Source organism: Aestuariibacter sp. A3R04 (assembly GCF_018860805.1).
Lineage (GTDB): Bacteria > Pseudomonadota > Gammaproteobacteria > Enterobacterales > Alteromonadaceae > Alteromonas.
The window spans coordinates 645422-661722 of the sequence record NZ_JAHKQR010000001.1 but is presented as its reverse complement, the minus strand read 5'-3'; the positions used below and the strand labels follow the sequence as shown (position 1 = coordinate 661722).

Genomic DNA, 16301 nt, shown 5'->3' with positions numbered 1-16301 from the left:
ATTAATGACAACTTTTCAGGCTGGTTTCTGCAAGTACTCCCTAATGACGTAATGCAAAATACCGCCGTGTTCAAAATACGTGAACTCATTGTCGGTATCAATACGCACATCCATTTTAAAGCGTTTAGTTCCACCGTCATCAGAAGTGGCGACCACTGCCACCTCTTTCTGGCCGCGGCTGACAGCATCAATGGTAAACCGCTCGTCACCCCGAATTTTCAGGGTTTCAGCATTGTCAGAAGGCTTAAATTGTAGCGGTAAAATACCCATACCTATGAGGTTGGAGCGATGAATGCGTTCGTAACTTTCGACCATTACCGCTTTGACTCCCAATAAAGATGGTCCTTTGGCTGCCCAGTCGCGACTGGAGCCGGTACCGTATTCCTTTCCCCCAATCACTACAGCTGGAACCCCTTCCTCTTTATAGCGCATTGCCGCATGGAAGACAGACATCTGTTCGCCGCTGGGGAAGTGGGTAGTCGCACTTCCCGATGTCCCCGGCGCGAGCTGGTTTTTCAGTCGAACATTTGCAAATGTCCCACGCATCATGACCTCGTGATTGCCCCGTCGCGACCCCAGTGAGTTAAAGTCTGCCGGCGCGATACCCTGCTCTTGCAAATACTCGCCAGCCGGACTGTCAGGTGCAATGGATCCAGCGGGAGAAATGTGATCAGTGGTGATGGAATCACCGACTTTTACCAGACAGCGCGCATCCGCTATTTGAGTTAGCGCTGCCGGTTCCCTCCCCATGTTATCGAAAAATGGTGGCTGCTTGATATAGCTGGAATCCGGCCAATCGTAAACAGAAGTTTTTGCTACCGTCAGATCGTTCCACACATCATTGCCTTTGAACACATCGGCATATTTCTGTTTGAACAGATCGCCAGAAACGTATTGGCCAATGTAGTCTTGAATTTCAGCGTCACTGGGCCATATATCCCGCAAGTATACCGGCTTTCCTTCATTACTGGTGCCAATGGGCTCGCTGCTAATGTCGGTTCGCATGTTACCCGCAAGGGCATATGCCACCACCAGAGGCGGGGATGCGAGATAATTGGCTGCTACATCAGGGTGAATACGCCCCTCAAAATTACGGTTTCCTGACAGCACTGAGGTTACCGTTAACTTCGCTTTTCGCACCGCGTCGCCAATTGCATCAGGCAAGGGGCCGGAATTGCCAATACACGTTGTACAGCCATAGCCCACCAAATGAAAACCCAGCGCTTCCAGTGGCTCCATCAAACCGGCATCTTCCAGGTATTGAGTTACCACCTGTGACCCTGGAGCCAGCGAGGTTTTCACCCAAGGCTTTGTGATTAAACCCAGTTCCACAGCCTTTTTGGCCAACAAACCGGCGCCGATCAGTACGGACGGGTTTGAAGTATTGGTACAACTAGTGATGGCCGCAATGACAATGGCGCCATCTTCAAGGTTAAACTTAGCGCCATTAAAGTTAACGAAGGAGTCGATTTCCTCATCAACCTCTGCCATATCGCCCCCTTCGGCAACAAACTTCGCTTCCTCTTCCACAACCTTAATGTCAATCTGGGACTGATACCAGGTAGTGAACGCCCCGGCAGCCTTATCGAGGGCAATGCGATCCTGTGGCCGTTTCGGGCCAGCAACAGAAGGCACCACATCGCTGAGATCCAATTCAAGCGTTTCGTGATAAACCGCCTCTTTAGAATGGTCGTCATGCCACAAGCCGGCCACTTTCGCGTAGTTCTCTACCAGTTCGACCTGAGCGTCATCCCGACCGGTAAGACGCAAATAGTCAAGCGCCACATTATCAATAGGGAAGATACCACACGTTGCGCCGTATTCTGGTGCCATATTAGCGATCGTCGCTCTGTCAGCGGTAGTTAAATACTTGATACCCGGGCCGTAAAATTCGACAAATTTTCCAACCACGCCATGGGCTCGTAATTGCTCGGTTATGGTCAACACCATATCTGTTGCTGTGACACCGGGAGAGAGTCTACCGCTTAGACGAAAGCCCACGACTTCTGGACGCAGCATTGTAACTGGCTGCCCGAGCATGGCAGCCTCAGCTTCAATGCCGCCTACCCCCCATCCTAGCACGCCAAGACCATTGATCATTGTGGTGTGTGAATCTGTTCCCACCAAGGTATCGGGATAGACCCAGGTCTTATCGCCCTTGTCTAAGGTAAAAGCACACCGGGCAAGGTATTCAAGGTTAACCTGGTGCACGATACCGCGGCCCGGAGGCACAACCTTAAAATTGTCAAAGGAAGATTGCCCCCACTTCAGGAACTGATAACGCTCCTGATTTCTTGTAATCTCTATGTCGGTATTCTTTTCAAAAGCCTCTTTTGAACCAAAGTGGTCCACCATTACTGAGTGATCGATGACGAGCTCTACTGGATTGAGAGGATTAATTGCCGTTGCATCTCCCCCTAGTGCATTCACCGCATCTCGCATAGCGGCCAAATCAACTATGGCCGGCACACCGGTAAAGTCCTGCAAAATAACCCTTGCAGGTACAAAGGAAATTTCCTGCTGACTATTCTCGTTTGTGTTCCACCTGGCCACACTTTCTATGTGATCGCTGGTCACGAAGGGCGTGCCTTCGTGACGAATAAGATTTTCCAATAATATTTTGATACAAAAGGGCAATCGGTCCAGATCGTATTTATCGGCCAGACTATCAAAGCTCACCGCTGTATAGACTTTCCCACCACTTTCTACTTGTGTTGTCTTTTGATATTTCACGCGTTCACCACCTGTTCGATAGACGAAGCGCCCACAGGACTCGCTGCCCTTTGGGACGGAAGAATGTAACATTCATACGGTTGACACCTGAAAAAAAGTTCATCTGGATATACCCAAGTTTGCGGCTTATTGCGATCATTTACAAAAAAAATGCATTTTTTTAACACCGGGAGTAAGCTATTGCGTAGAAATAAGTTTGGAATAACACAAAGATGGGCAAAGAAAATCATCCGCTGATAGAAAAACTGCAACTGCAACCGCATCCAGAAGGCGGCTTCTTTAAGCAGGTTTTTCAATCCCAGCACCGGGTACATTCACCGGTTCACAACATGTCTCGTCCCGCGGTGACGCACATCTACTTTCTGTTGTTGAAAGGGCAGGTGAGTCGCTTTCACCGCGTGCTCCATGACGAAATTTGGAATCACTATGACGGTGCGCCGTTGCGACTTTATCACATCCACCAACAACAACTGCGGGAACAACGTTTAGGTGGCAGCGAATACGACTTTGTCGCTGTCATTCCGGCGGGCGATTTCCAGGCAGCAGAAACCACAGGCGACTATTCGCTGCTTGGATGCACTGTATCACCTGGCTTTGACTTTGCCGATTTTAGTTTCATCGAAGAGCCCTCGATGAAACAGTGGATTGAAGTCGCTCATCCCGATATGTCCCGCTTTGTATAGCCAAACTGGCTACTGAAGCCACGCGTAACTACATTTAATAAAAATGGATGTTTCTTGTGTTTTTATACTGGCTAACGGGTTACTTTCTAACGCTGTCGCGCCCACCCCAACAAAAAATCGGGTCAGAGGATTTAGCTTGTACGAGTACAATAGTTGCCCGCTAAGTTCACGGGTTTTAGGATCGACCTTAAATTGATAGTTGTCTGGATTTCGGGTGGTGTTGCTATAAGACACGATAAGCCTGAGTAGTTGACGGGTATCAAATTGGTAGCTAAGTCGCATATCAGTAAGACGCGCAGTGAACAGTGGCTCCCCTTCGGCCTCAAGGGCGTTAAATGTGTGCATAACTCGTAACTGAGCATGTTCGCCTATATTCATATCAATTTGAGATTCTGTATAGACTTCATCTCCCAGGCGATTGTGAGCAAAGTCTATTTGGTCTCCTACACTCACATAGTTACTCAGGAAAAAACGTGAATTAGGGCTGGTTTCAAGATATAAATTTATCTGTTTTTCTTCAAATCGCGTCGTATTTCCTCCAATGTTTAGCGACGATGAATCCAACCGCAAACCCACCCGTTCGCGGCGCACAACCCCCAACTCCACTAAGGATTGCAGTGTACCCCGAACACTTGCATAGCCTTCAAATTCCCGTTTGATCAAAGCGCCCGCACTGTTGTGTGAAATGCTCCATTCGCCGTTCACCCGGATGCGGTTCCACCAGCCGCTATCACGCCACCATAGGTAGCCACCGCCTAACACAGACTGGTAATAATCGGCTTTTGTTTCGAAACCCAGGTCGGCGCGAAAGTCTTTTTCGTTGGCATAGTGCTCGGCATTAAGGAACCAGTTTCTTTCCTCATGTTCGTAATTCATTCGCCACGCGGTACCAAAAAAGCTATCAGTTTGTCTGGTGCGCAATGCAGCTTCGCTGTAGTCCCCGGGGTTAGTACAAGTTGCATCACAAAATCCTCTGTAGAGATCAGAGGGATATGTGGTATCCGACGCAACCCATTGCAGTTCGAGGGTATCCTGCTCGGTTAACCTGTATTTTAAATCCATTCCACTGACGTAATTATTATAGTGCACCGAATCGCGAAATGTACCTACATAGCCCACCGACAAGTCATTCGATACATCATAGCGATAGCGTATCGCTCCATTGCGAGATTGCTCATCTAAAGTGACCACATCAGAACCAATGTTCCCAGGCACAATAAAAGTGGTTTGCTCATCGTTGGCAACAAAAACGCCAAATGTATGATTGTTAATTTGCCCTGTTAACTTACTGCCGAAATCCGGCGCACTGATGTTCCGGGTGTACACAAGGGTCTGATTTGTCGAAAAATAATCAGCGTTCTCCACAAAAAATGGCCTTTTCTCATCGAAATACAAGGAGAAAGTGTTGTTGACGCTCACTTGTGCCACATCGGCTTCCACCTGAGAAAAGTCGGGGTTTAGCGTTGCTTGCAACGACATCTGAGGCGAGATCCCCCACGTAACGTCCAGCCCGAGTTCACTGGCACTCACCGAATCCCATTCACGCGTAGTTGCAAAAACATCTCTGCTCCTGCCCTTTCCAAAGACGGCAGTCGGCACAATTGCCAGGTTTTTACCTTGAGTCGCCTGTCGAAAACCACGCACTTTCCCCATCTGACAAAGCGTACAGGCATTGTTTCTGTCGAAGGGAACGTTGGAAAGCCTGAAACTATTCTGACGGGGATAAAATCGCACGAACTCTGCGCCCCAGATTTTGTCCTGCCCTGATTCATTAAAGTTCATCGCACGCATGGGGATTGCCATTTCAACAACGTAGCCAGATTCCGTTAATCGTCCTGCTGATTGCCAGATAGCATTCCAACTGTCACTTTCTTCACCTGTCATTTCGTTCTCTACGGCATCGGCCTGCACACCATAGGGATTGACAAAAAACTGATAGGCAAGGCGCTGGTTATTGAACGTATCGAGTTTGATCCCCACCAGGTCGTTACTCCAGATGTCATCTCTGTCGCGATAAAACGCTCGAATTGCCGATGGATTTGGATCCTGCGCGACGAATCCAATAAATAAGGTCTGACCATCTTCAAACACATAGACGTCAGTGTTAACCGGAGAAACAACATTGTCGTAAGGCTGCGTGACATAGTCCAGTGTTAAGTGAGTTGACCGTTGCCATTGCGGTTCATTTAACTCGCCGTCAATAGCAATCGAATTAGGCAGTGTCGGAATGAAGACGTCTTTACCGCCTGAATCTATAATTCTAGAAGAGGGGGGAACTTGATTTACTGCAGGAGGTACCGTTAACACCTCCTTATGTAAAAGTGAGTTATTCTGTATGTCTGATGCACTTGCCATCGCGATCCAAAGCACCGGCAAACACCACGCAATTAAACACTTCATTTTGTCATCCTGTCAAAATTTATCGCACCATGTTATTTTTTGCGAATGGTACGATGGGCAATGCGGCGTTTTTGCATCCGTTACGTTCAATAGCAGCCCATTGAAAAAACGCCATTTTTATAATTGTGTTTAAGTGTTACAAGCCCGGTAGCTTGCCAACGAGGTCTCGCATTGGTCCCGTTGCCAACCACCTCAACAGTTAACATTACCCTGTTTGGCACCAAAACTCAAAGTCACGTTAAACAAACTCTTACAGGGTAATATGAGGAGCGTTCATGACACCATCATCACTCATTTTCGATATAAACGAAACGCTGTTAGACATGACGGCGGTCAAACACACTGTGGCGCGGCTAACGGGCAGCGAAGATGCCGTACCGTTGTGGTTTTCCACCTTGCTGCACCACTCACTGGTAGAGAACAGTACTGACAGGTTTCACAACTTCAGTGATATTGGTGCGGCGGCGTTAGTTATGGTCTGCCACGCCAGGCAGCGCGCAATATCCATGGAAGAAGCCAAAGGCGCCATCGTGCCCGCGATGACAAGCCTGCCGGCTCATAAAGAGGTAAAGTCCGCTCTTCAGCGATTAAGAAAAGCAGGTTTTACCTTAACCGCGCTGTCGAATTCCGCCAGCGCTGGATTGCAACGGCAGTTGCAATACGCTGATATAGCACACGCATTTGACCACGTGCTCAGTGTTGAACAAATTGGAATATATAAACCCAATTCGGCTGCATACCGCTGGGCTGTGAAGCAAATTGGTACCCCAGCGGGGCTCACCATGATGGTAGCGGCTCACGGTTGGGACACCACGGGCGCCAAAGCGGCAGGGTTACAGGCGGCTTTTGTTAGCCGTCCGGGTAAAATGCCCTACCCTCTGGGCATTGACGCCGATATAACGGTAAAAGATATAGCTGCATTGGCAGCGCACTTAGGCGCCTAACGGCGCAGAACTTGTCACCCTTCCATATCTTCCAGCTCTTTGCCCCGGGTCTCGTTCACCAAGCGTACAACAAAGATAACAGACAACAACGCACAAAACGCATAGAAACCATAGGCGCCAGCAAGACCGATACCAGCGAGCAACATTGGAAATGACAGAGTGATACCAAAATTCGTCAGCCATTGCACCAAACCCGCTACTGCCAATCCGGAACCGCGTATTTGATTGGGGAACATTTCTCCCAGCATAACCCACATAACCGGCCCCCATGAGAAGTTAAAACAAAATACGTACAAATTTGCTGCGATCAGCGCCACTGGCCCCCAATCGCCGAGCACCAGCCTGCCGTCATCACCAGTTTGGGCGTTTGAGAAAGCCAGAGCCACGGCGGCAAGTGTAATAGTCATGCCTACTGAACCCCATTTTAGAAGTGGCTTTCGCCCAATCTTATCTATTACCAACAAGGTGATAATACAGGCACCAATACTTATGCCACCGCTAATAACATTGATTAACAGCGCATCGCCTTCGGAGAAACCCACTGCCTGCCACAGCACGGCACCATAGTAGAAAACCACATTAATACCAACCAACTGCTGCAATGCCGCCAAGCCAATGCCCACCCACACAATTGGCCGAAGTCCACCACCTGACGGGTTGATAACATCGCGTAGCCGGGGTTGATGATCATTCGCCAATGAGGCTTTGATATCGGCTAGTTTTTGTGTCACCCCTTTGGAAAACAGTTTATTAAGTACATTGGATGCCTGTTCGGTTTTGCCCTTGGCAACCAAAAAACGGGGGCTTTCAGGAATAAAGCACAGCATTAAAAGAAACAGCGATGCCGGAATAAGTTCCATCCAGAACATCCAGCGCCAGGCGGCATAGTTCAGCCATAGTGGCTCTGTTGAACCCGCAGCAATATCCGCCAATAGGTAATTACTGACAAAAGCGGCAAATAAACCACTGATAATTGCAATTTGTTGAATGGAGGTAAGCATGCCGCGATATTTTGCTGGTGACACTTCTGCGATATACGCCGGAGCCATTACCGATGCTGCGCCGACAGCAAGGCCTCCAAGAATGCGGTAAATTATAAATTCTCCACTGCCAGCTGCCACACCGGACCCCCAGGCACTAACAATAAACAGCACCGCAGCCACCAACAGCAACGCTCGCCGACCCAGCCTGTCCGCTAGCCAACCTGCGAAGAATGCGCCAAAGGCGCAGCCCAACAACATACTGGACACATTAAAACCGGTACCCACGCTTTGCGATTGGAAAGCCGATTGCAACCCGTCTACCGTGCCGTTGATAACGCCACTGTCAAAGCCGAATAAAAAACCTCCAATAGTGGCAACCACACTGATAAAAATGACAAACCCGTTGTTTACAGATTCCTGGTTTGTTGAATGTTGCGCGTCATTCATTATTGTTTTCCTCATCAACCCTATTTAATTGCGAAATTGGTTTTCTTCACGTATTCCTTTCCCGGTGGCGGCCCAATAGATACCTCCGGCCATATGCCATTGAAACGCCTCTATCTGGTAAGTACCAGACATATGCCCTAACGACGTGTAAAACGACCTTCCTCCTTCGAAATAGTGATACCACGCAATGGGGTGAAATGCTCCCATCCCGTTGCCCGTCACATTCCCCCAATCAGCTTTCGTGTTATAGGTGCTTTCATCCACAGTGATCAGATAGTTGAGGTCGCTGACATGGGGAGGAGAGAATTCATACCACTCATCCGTCCATATTTGCCCATCAGTAAACCCGTGCATGCCGGGAAAGTCAGCGTCCAGAATACGTATTTGTGCAGTTTGTACAGGCGGGTGTATAACAAAAGTATGGCCAACCAATTGTTGATACCATGGCCAGGATTTTTCTGTGTCACTTGCACTGTGAATACCCACAAATCCATTGCCTGCGCGGATAAAGTCGGTGAGTTGTTGCTGCTGTCGTCCGTTGAGTACATCACCGGTGGTGGACAGGAAAATGACAGCATCAAACCGCGCCAAATCCTTACTGTTAAAGATGTTGGCATCTTCGTGCCATTCCACGGAAAAGAAGTGTTTTTTCGCTAAATTTTGGATTGCCTCTACCGCTTTGTGCTGTGACTTATGATGCCAACCGGCAGTTTTGGTAAACAACAATACATCAAATTCAGTAGCGTGGACACGCCCTGTTGCAGTCGCAATAAATAACATCAGTGCCAGCGGGCACATACTCATAAATTTTAACATTCCCATTCCCAAAACTGGCCTGTCCCGACCCCAAATGTTAACAACCACAATTCCTGTATTTCCAAGCCGGAGTTTACCTTAGGGCCGTTTTATGAGTCTTAGTAATGGTATTACGAATTTACGTTTAAAACCCACTTGTTATTGAACTGTTAATTAAAATGGCAATACCCTACTTATATTCATTTTGACCATAACAAGGGGTGAGACACAATGAAATTCGCGAGTAGACAAGCAGTTATGAACCTATTAATGACACTGACCATACTGGGCATTGCACCATCGGGCTACGGGCATGCTGCCGTGGTTACGCATGCCTTGGAAAATAATGGCAGCAACAGATATACAGCGACATTTTCACTTCACAATAACGGCAACGAAAATATTGAAGCGTTCACACTGTACTTCGAACACAGCATGTACGAAGACATTGCCATTTTGTCCTCTCCCCCGGGGTGGGACGCGTTTGCAGTAGACCCCGATACTATATTCGGTTTTCCGGAACCGGGCTTTGCGGATTTCCACACGCCCTCTCACTCGCTCTCCCCAGGCCATTCCCTCAATAATATCCAACTGTCTTTTCTATGGACTGGCAATAATGAGTTGAGCAACTTCACTTCTTTTTTTGAAATCTATAACCCAACGGATTATTCCGTCACAGAGTCAGGCGTATCCACTGCACAGGTTGTTACAGTCAATGCGCCTGCCACCTTGCTGCTGCTCTTGTGTGGTTTTTTCCTGGTTCTTGCACAACGGGGCACGGCGGGAGAGAAAATATGAGCATGAGATCATTTCAGCGCTTGCTAAGCATGTTTTTCCTTACTGTGTTCGTTGGGGCTGGTTTTCCTTCACTTGCCGACATTAACATTGAAAGTATTACCCTGACAGATAAGTATCGAGCAGGCAGGCATCAATTTACTTACGTTTTTGACGTAACCGTTAACAATACCAGTGACAACGTTAATAACCTTGTCGTAACTGCTGAATCTGCGGTTAGCTCAACCGTAATAAATTCAACTGCGATGCATTTAACCCACCTTGGCGCAAATGAATCAGCCCTCCTTGAAGGACAGTTAGTCATTACCCAAGACAGACGCGTACCATTTAACCAGTCAGCGTTGTCGTGGAGCATTGACTATGAGGACGACAATGCAATAGCTAACACCTTTTCACCTAACGCAGCATATCACACGGGTGAATACACGAATTTCTTTTCCGCGTTGGGTATTGCCAGTGAGGAGGAAGTGACGGCGAAACTCCAGGCCACATACGCACAGTTGTTTGAGCTTATGCCAGAAAATGATGGCGGGGAAAACCAGGTAACAAAAATCCTGAAATCAGATTCATTTGATACAAATATAGCGAATTGGGTAGCAACACCTGACAATGGTTCTGAACTCTCCATAGCATTAAAACACGAGAGTCAAGCGCTTGTTGTCTCGCCCTCATGGCAAACAACGGGTGATGTCTTCTCGGTTAAAAATCAACAATTCATGAATGTAGATTTCCGTGACGGCGTAACGATATCGATGGATGTTAAACTACCGGAAACTTACATTATCGACGGAAATTTGATCACTCAGTTGATCCTTGAAGATGAAAATTTCCAACCGGCCTTTCTTGGTTATACCAGGGTTACCGGCCGTCCTGCCGATACTTTTTTCACACTCACCTTCAACAATATCAATCCTGATACTGCCTTTGGTTATATTAGCGACAGTTTTGATTTTTCCAGCGTGCGTGGACTTGGCTTACAATTTATTGCCGGTTCAAAGCCTGTTGACATCGTGGGCGACATTGTTATCGACAACGTCGTGGTCAGCACTGCGTCTGTTGACGCGTCACCTGAAGACAACGGGAAAAGTTTGTTGTTTGGTGCAGGGGATGACATGGCGTTTATCAAGGCCATCGACTCCAATGATATTCGTTCAGAAGGCATGTCTTACGGTATGTTCATTGCCGTAATGATGAACGACCAGGCCACGTTTAATAAGCTCTGGAAATTCACTAAGACACACATTCAAAATACGTCAGGTCCTCATCAGGGCTTCTTCGCCTGGCAACTAAGTGCCGATGCTCCCTACTTGCCCATAGCGACAAATCCGGCGCCAGACGGCGAGGAATATTTTGCCATGGCGCTATTTCTGGCGAATAACCGTTGGGGGAGTGACGAAGGAATTTTTAACTATAATGAAGAAGCGAACCAAATTCTCCACGACATGATTTTCACGCGTTCGCCCACCACCCGGCATATGATGCATCCGGATTTCAAACAAGTTGAGTTTGTTACAACGTTGAATGTGGATTCATTTACCGACCCGTCTTATCACCTGCCTGCGTTTTATGAGTTGTGGGCAGTATGGGCCAATGAAAATAACACCTACTGGCATGATGTGGCAAAAATCAGTCGGCAGTATTTCACCAAGGCTTCCCATCCGTCAACGGGGTTATTCAGCGACTACGCCTCCCATGAAGGGGTTCCTCAGGTCACAAGCTTTAATGGCAACAGTCATATAAGTGCATGGGACTCTTTTCGCGTTATGGGCAATCTGGCCATGGATTACTATTGGATTAGTGAAAGTGAAACGCTGAAGGAACTCGTAGAGAGACAGGTTGCGTTTTTTGAGAATGAAGTAACGACATACGGAGACTTCATCGCACTATATAACGTCGACGGGTCACGGGTTCCTGGAATCAACTACCGAAGTCACGGCAGAACAGCAATGAATGCGTTTGGAGCGACAGTAAGTAATAGTCCCTTTGCCAAAGAAATGATTACCTATCTATGGCAACAAGACGCGCCTACCGGAAAGTACCGCTACTACGACGGCATGTTGCATATGCTCAGTCTGCTGCACGTATCTGGTGAGTATAAAATTTACCACCCCCAGTAACCTCGCAACTCCTGTGCCCTTATTTCTGGGGCACAGTTTTTTACCTTGGCTTTGGTGCCCGGTCGAAATGTTCGTCTCTGTACTGGGTTGGTGTTAAGCCAAAGTGCTTTTTAAAAATGGCATACATATATTGAAGTGAAGGGTAGCCGCTTTGCAACGCCACGCTCTTAGTCGGCAAATCCGTCTCTTCCAATAGACGTCGCGCTTTATTGAGTTTTTCGTTGTGAATTTCTGTGTGTACTGTGTGCCCTCGTTCCAGTATAAACCGCTGTTCTAAATTCGAACGGGAGATACCGATAAAATCAGTAACCTGATCAACTTTAATTCCCTTGGTAGCATTCTGCCTAATAAACTGCATTGCCTGGATAACATACGGGTCGTGAAGGGCTTTGAAGTCAGATGACTGTCGCGCCGATATTCCCGCAGGTGGAATCAGTACTCTAACGATGTTTGACGATGGCCGAGTAAGCCGTCTGTGCAGCAATTTCGCCGCTCTATACCCCATTTCAACCGCACCTTGGGTTACTGAACTCAAGCTTATCCTGCTCAGGTGACGTGCAATATCATCATCGTCAATACCGATCACTGACACTTTTTCAGGCACCGCAATATTGGCTAGTTCGCAGGCTTGTAAAATATGCCGGGCACGGCTGTCGGTAACGGCTATAATGCCTATTGGTTTTGGTAGGCCGTGTAGCCAATCTGCAAGCCTGTTAATAGCATAATGCCAGGTTTCAGGGCTAGTAGTGACGCCCTGGTAATAAAATTCCTCATACCCTTCTGACTTCATGAGGTGTTTGTAGATTTTCTCTCTTTCAAGCGCCCATAAATGGGACGCATCTGCCGGTACGCCATAGAAGCCGAACCGTTCCAAGCCTCGGCTTTTAAGGTGGTCAAAGGCTTGTTTCACTACCTGATAATTATCGGTTGCAACATAAGGCACCGGCGGGTAATCGGCTTCATCAAAATAAGAACTTCCCACACCTATAACAGGCTTGTCTGAATGTAACAGTGCTTCTCTTATTTCAGCAGAATCAAAATCAGCAATGACACCATCTCCCGACCATTCGTCAATGTGATTCAACCTTGCTATAAAATCTTCTTCAAGGTATACATCCCAGTTAACCTTAGAGGCCTGTAAATAATTTCCGACGCCTTCAATGACTTGCCGATCGTATATTTTATTTGCATTGAACAAGAGAGAAATACTGTGCTTAACGTCAAACAACTTGCGCCTCCGGAAGAATCGCTATACGGCTTCATTGACTAAGCCATAGTGTTAAGTAATCTAAGGACAGGCCATGACGTGCGACGTGACTAACGAACTACCGTCAGGCTGCTTGCATGACTACATCTTAAAGTAAAAGAGACTATTATAAAATCGTAAAATATTTTAACCTCCGCTAACATTATTTTTTTCAATCAGGACTTATTAAGGTTATGTCTACACCGTGTCACCCCAATCGCACTCAACGCTTACCTCATCTATCAGTGGACAATATTGTTTTCGGTATTATTGACGGCAAATTAAATGTACTTATCGCCGAATACAACGAAGGTGATGCCAAAGGGAAAAAGGGATTGCTAGGAGGCTGGATAGGCATTGAGGAAGACATAGATGATGCGGCAAAGCGCCTCGTCAGCGCTATTACCGGTGAACAAGACTTTCACATGGAACAACTCCGTGCTTTTGGTGCACCAGACAGGTTTCACCTCGACCGGGTGATCACTATTGCTTACTACACCTTGGTCCGACCTGAAAACTACTCGTTTCACGCGGGCTTCACAGCCGATGATGTCCGTTGGTATCCCGCTGATGGATTGCCCACACTCATATACGACCACAATCAGCTTGTTGACGCAGCACTGGAACAACTAAAACGCAAAATACGGTTTGAACCCATTGGATTTAACCTCCTGCCTGAAAAATTCACCTTGCGCCAATTGCTCGAAGTTTACGAAGCCATATTGGGCATTAAGCTTGATAAACCTAATTTCCGCAGGAAAATTCTGAAAATGAACTTACTGGTGGACTGCAAGGAAAAGCAAAAAGGAGTGACACACAGAGCTGCAAACTACTATCGCTTTGACCCTGTGGTCTATGAAAAGCTCTGTGAGCATGGTTTCAATTTTGAGTTCTAAATCTGTATGACAATTGCTGCAATGTAAAAAAATTGCCCGTTCACGACATTCCCCCACCGGCAATAATCGCTGGGTAATTTTATTACAATATTGTTAAAAAAAGGAAAAAACTGGCATCTAGTCCACTGCTATAGTTACGACGTTCAATAATTAGACAGGAACCAGTTATGAAGCCAACTCTTTTCATTTTACTACTGCTTAGCCTTCCATTAACCCTCAACGCAAGAACCGCCGACAATGATGCCCCCGCCTTTAATATGGAGAAAGATCTCCTGCTTTTACACTTCGACTTAAAAACCGATGTAGATGATGTACATACCATTGCAGCAACCGATTTAATTCTTCGCAGTCCCGCATTCACGAAACTAAAAGTTTTCGCTGTCAGTGGAACCTACGGCGTGCAAGGCGGTTTGTATGTACCTGCAGACAAATTGCTCGACAGGGTGTTTGGGAATCGCTGGGTAGATGCGCATATGTATCGAGCTAAAGCGCTGACCTCCACTATTTCAGTTATTCACGACACCTTGTCTACAGGCGGAAAAGTGTGGTTGGCAGAAGCCGGGCAAAGTGACTTTACCGCTGCTATTTTACGTCAATACACAGCGCGTTTTGGCAAGTTAGACCCGACTTCCTTGATCGTCGTTCAGCACAGTGAATGGAATGAAAACAACACGAGTCAGGACGCCCTACAATACACAAAGGAAAACACCACTTATATCAAAATTCCCGACGGCAACACCTTAGGTAACGGCACACCTGGCTATAACAACCCAACCTATCCTGCCAAACAGCTTGAAAACCAGAGTCAACCAACGGCGGAAACGTGGAAAATGGCAAGCGCAATATCCAAAGGCTTCAACGGTGTAAATGGCAGGTATCTAAACAAGGCGATTGAAAGTGGCGGCGTCGATTTCTCAGACTTAGCTGAAGTGATTTGGATTCTGAATATTGAAGATGTCGATTCCGCAAAGGACTTCTTTCTTCACGTTAATTCAGGAAACTAACCTTCATTTGTTGACTGATATAGTACCTCGGGGCCTAGCTTAATGCAGGCCCCGGTGTATTTACCGCTTCATCCTGCATACGGCAAGCGCGTTGCGAAAGTTTTTAGCTGTTTGTCATGTCCAAATAAGAGTGGATAGTCTTTTCTGCCCGGCATGGGCCAGTTGTTGCGCCAGGAATGAGCGTCGTGAACGCCCCAAAATGTTACCCGACCCACTTTATCGCTGTGGCGGTTGAAGATTGCGAAGAGCGCTTCATAACGACTTGCCAGTTCGTCAAGTTTTTCCTTTGGCAACACTTCAGTGTAGGGGTTGTATTCATCCTGCAGCGCAATTGACAGCCCTACATCAGCCCCCATGTTCTCATCATCCGGGAACGGCAACACAGAAATATCCAATTCAGTGATCATGACATCCACACCCTGTGCGGAAAATGCTTCTATACTGGCTTCCACATCGTCAAAGGACGGGTAGTCCAGGGCATAATGCGCCTGCATGCCCACACCGTCTATTTGGATTCCCTTTGACTTCAATCGCTTGACTAGCTCAATAACCCCCTTTCGTTTAGCTGGTTTAAAGAGGTTGTAGTCGTTGTAATACAATCTCGCATTTGGGGCAGCCTCATGAGCATATTCAAATGCCATGTCGAGGTAGTCATCGCCAATAATTTCGTACCACAGTGACTGTCGCAAAGTCCCATCTTCATTAAACGCTTCGTTCACTACGTCCCATGCGTAAACACGGCCTTTGTACCGGCCCGCAACGGCTTCGATATGGCTTTTCATCAGTGTCAGAAGTTCTGCCCGGTTTTTCCGTGTTCCATCCTGGTGATAGAAAACCCAATCTGGTGTTTGACTGTGCCAGACAAGCGTATGCCCCACTAGCTGTATACCCTGGCGCTCAGAAAAGGCAACAAGTGCGTCGGGACGAGAAAAAGAGAACTGGTCAGGCTGCGGGTGGATCTCCTCCCATTTCATCATATTTTCAGGTGTTAACGTATTGTAGTGCTGAGCCACTAATGCACTTTCGATACCATCTGCAATATGTAATTCGTTAACAGCTGCACCAATGGCGAACTTATCTTTAAAGGCTTCTTTCAGGCTAAATTGCCCCTGGGCAGAGATCGTATCAGCAGGTTCATTACTACACCCCGTCAGCGAGACAACCGCACTCAATATACCGGCAACAAGTAGATTCAGCTTCACTTCATACTCCTTATAGTCAAATGAACTATAAAGTTTGATAGACATTTAGTAACATG

Annotated in this window: 12 protein-coding genes; 6 read left to right on the top strand and 6 right to left on the bottom strand. The window is 47.2% G+C overall.

Translation table 11 applies throughout. The features are described from left to right. Window positions 1-15: 15 nt before the first annotated feature. Window positions 16-2733: an aconitate hydratase AcnA gene (gene acnA, locus KO518_RS02790; RefSeq protein ID WP_371742222.1), complete on the bottom strand. Its 2718-nt coding sequence runs from the start codon at window positions 2731-2733 to the stop codon at window positions 16-18. 212 nt (window positions 2734-2945) lie between these two features. Here acnA and KO518_RS02785 point away from each other — a divergent pair, with 212 nt between their 5' ends. Continuing rightward, on the top strand, window positions 2946-3416 hold the full coding sequence (locus tag KO518_RS02785) for a cupin domain-containing protein (protein WP_216024272.1): 471 nt from the start codon (window positions 2946-2948) through the stop codon (window positions 3414-3416). A gap of 9 nt (window positions 3417-3425) precedes the next feature. On the opposite strand, the gene KO518_RS02780 is transcribed toward KO518_RS02785, so the two are convergent. Beyond that, entirely contained in the window at window positions 3426-5816 is a 2391-nt protein-coding gene (locus KO518_RS02780) for a carbohydrate binding family 9 domain-containing protein (protein ID WP_216024271.1), read from the bottom strand. Between the two features lie 275 nt (window positions 5817-6091). On the opposite strand from KO518_RS02780, the gene KO518_RS02775 reads away from it, so the two are divergent. After that, window positions 6092-6760 (top strand): haloacid dehalogenase type II, encoded by a 669-nt coding sequence (locus tag KO518_RS02775; protein WP_216024270.1) that lies wholly within the window; start codon window positions 6092-6094, stop codon window positions 6758-6760. Window positions 6761-6774: 14 nt separating this feature from the next. Here KO518_RS02775 and KO518_RS02770 read toward each other — a convergent pair whose 3' ends face one another. Further along, entirely contained in the window at window positions 6775-8190 is a 1416-nt protein-coding gene (locus tag KO518_RS02770; protein ID WP_216024269.1) for a sugar porter family MFS transporter, read from the bottom strand. Between the two features lie 24 nt (window positions 8191-8214). Beyond that, on the bottom strand, window positions 8215-9006 hold the full coding sequence (locus tag KO518_RS02765) for a ThuA domain-containing protein (protein ID WP_216024268.1): 792 nt from the start codon (window positions 9004-9006) through the stop codon (window positions 8215-8217). Window positions 9007-9216: 210 nt separating this feature from the next. Here KO518_RS02765 and KO518_RS02760 point away from each other — a divergent pair, with 210 nt between their 5' ends. Then, window positions 9217-9783 (top strand): hypothetical protein, encoded by a 567-nt coding sequence (locus tag KO518_RS02760; protein ID WP_216024267.1) that lies wholly within the window; start codon window positions 9217-9219, stop codon window positions 9781-9783. Further along, on the top strand, window positions 9780-11897 hold the full coding sequence (locus KO518_RS02755) for a glycosyl hydrolase family 8 (RefSeq protein WP_216024266.1): 2118 nt from the start codon (window positions 9780-9782) through the stop codon (window positions 11895-11897). Before KO518_RS02760 ends, KO518_RS02755 begins: the two co-directional genes overlap by 4 nt. 40 nt (window positions 11898-11937) lie before the next feature. Here KO518_RS02755 and KO518_RS02750 read toward each other — a convergent pair whose 3' ends face one another. Next, the gene (locus KO518_RS02750) at window positions 11938-13125 is read right to left on the bottom strand and encodes a DNA-binding transcriptional regulator (protein WP_216024265.1); all 1188 of its coding nucleotides are present in this window, start codon (window positions 13123-13125) and stop codon (window positions 11938-11940) included. Window positions 13126-13337: 212 nt separating this feature from the next. Here KO518_RS02750 and KO518_RS02745 point away from each other — a divergent pair, with 212 nt between their 5' ends. Both KO518_RS02745 and KO518_RS02740 read left to right on the top strand, forming a co-directional pair. Continuing rightward, window positions 13338-14039 (top strand): NUDIX hydrolase, encoded by a 702-nt coding sequence (locus KO518_RS02745; RefSeq protein WP_216024264.1) that lies wholly within the window; start codon window positions 13338-13340, stop codon window positions 14037-14039. Window positions 14040-14206: 167 nt separating this feature from the next. Next, on the top strand, window positions 14207-15043 hold the full coding sequence (locus tag KO518_RS02740) for a hypothetical protein (protein WP_216024263.1): 837 nt from the start codon (window positions 14207-14209) through the stop codon (window positions 15041-15043). 68 nt (window positions 15044-15111) lie between these two features. On the opposite strand, the gene KO518_RS02735 is transcribed toward KO518_RS02740, so the two are convergent. Beyond that, the gene (locus KO518_RS02735; RefSeq protein ID WP_371742221.1) at window positions 15112-16245 is read right to left on the bottom strand and encodes an endo-1,4-beta-xylanase; all 1134 of its coding nucleotides are present in this window, start codon (window positions 16243-16245) and stop codon (window positions 15112-15114) included. Window positions 16246-16301 lie beyond the last annotated feature (56 nt).

Bases quoted from the DNA above. Each gene is read 5' to 3' on its own strand.
- KO518_RS02755 (WP_216024266.1), top strand. From the start codon at position 9,780: ATGAGCATGAGATCATTTCAGCGCTTGCTAAGCATGTTTTTCCTTACT.
- KO518_RS02745 (WP_216024264.1), top strand. From the start codon at position 13,338: ATGTCTACACCGTGTCACCCCAATCGCACTCAACGCTTACCTCATCTA.
- KO518_RS02740 (WP_216024263.1), top strand. From the start codon at position 14,207: ATGAAGCCAACTCTTTTCATTTTACTACTGCTTAGCCTTCCATTAACC.
- KO518_RS02765 (WP_216024268.1), bottom strand. From the start codon at position 9,006: ATGTTAAAATTTATGAGTATGTGCCCGCTGGCACTGATGTTATTTATT.
- KO518_RS02785 (WP_216024272.1), top strand. From the start codon at position 2,946: ATGGGCAAAGAAAATCATCCGCTGATAGAAAAACTGCAACTGCAACCG.
- KO518_RS02775 (WP_216024270.1), top strand. From the start codon at position 6,092: ATGACACCATCATCACTCATTTTCGATATAAACGAAACGCTGTTAGAC.
- KO518_RS02770 (WP_216024269.1), bottom strand. From the start codon at position 8,190: ATGAATGACGCGCAACATTCAACAAACCAGGAATCTGTAAACAACGGG.
- KO518_RS02760 (WP_216024267.1), top strand. From the start codon at position 9,217: ATGAAATTCGCGAGTAGACAAGCAGTTATGAACCTATTAATGACACTG.
- KO518_RS02780 (WP_216024271.1), bottom strand. From the start codon at position 5,816: ATGAAGTGTTTAATTGCGTGGTGTTTGCCGGTGCTTTGGATCGCGATG.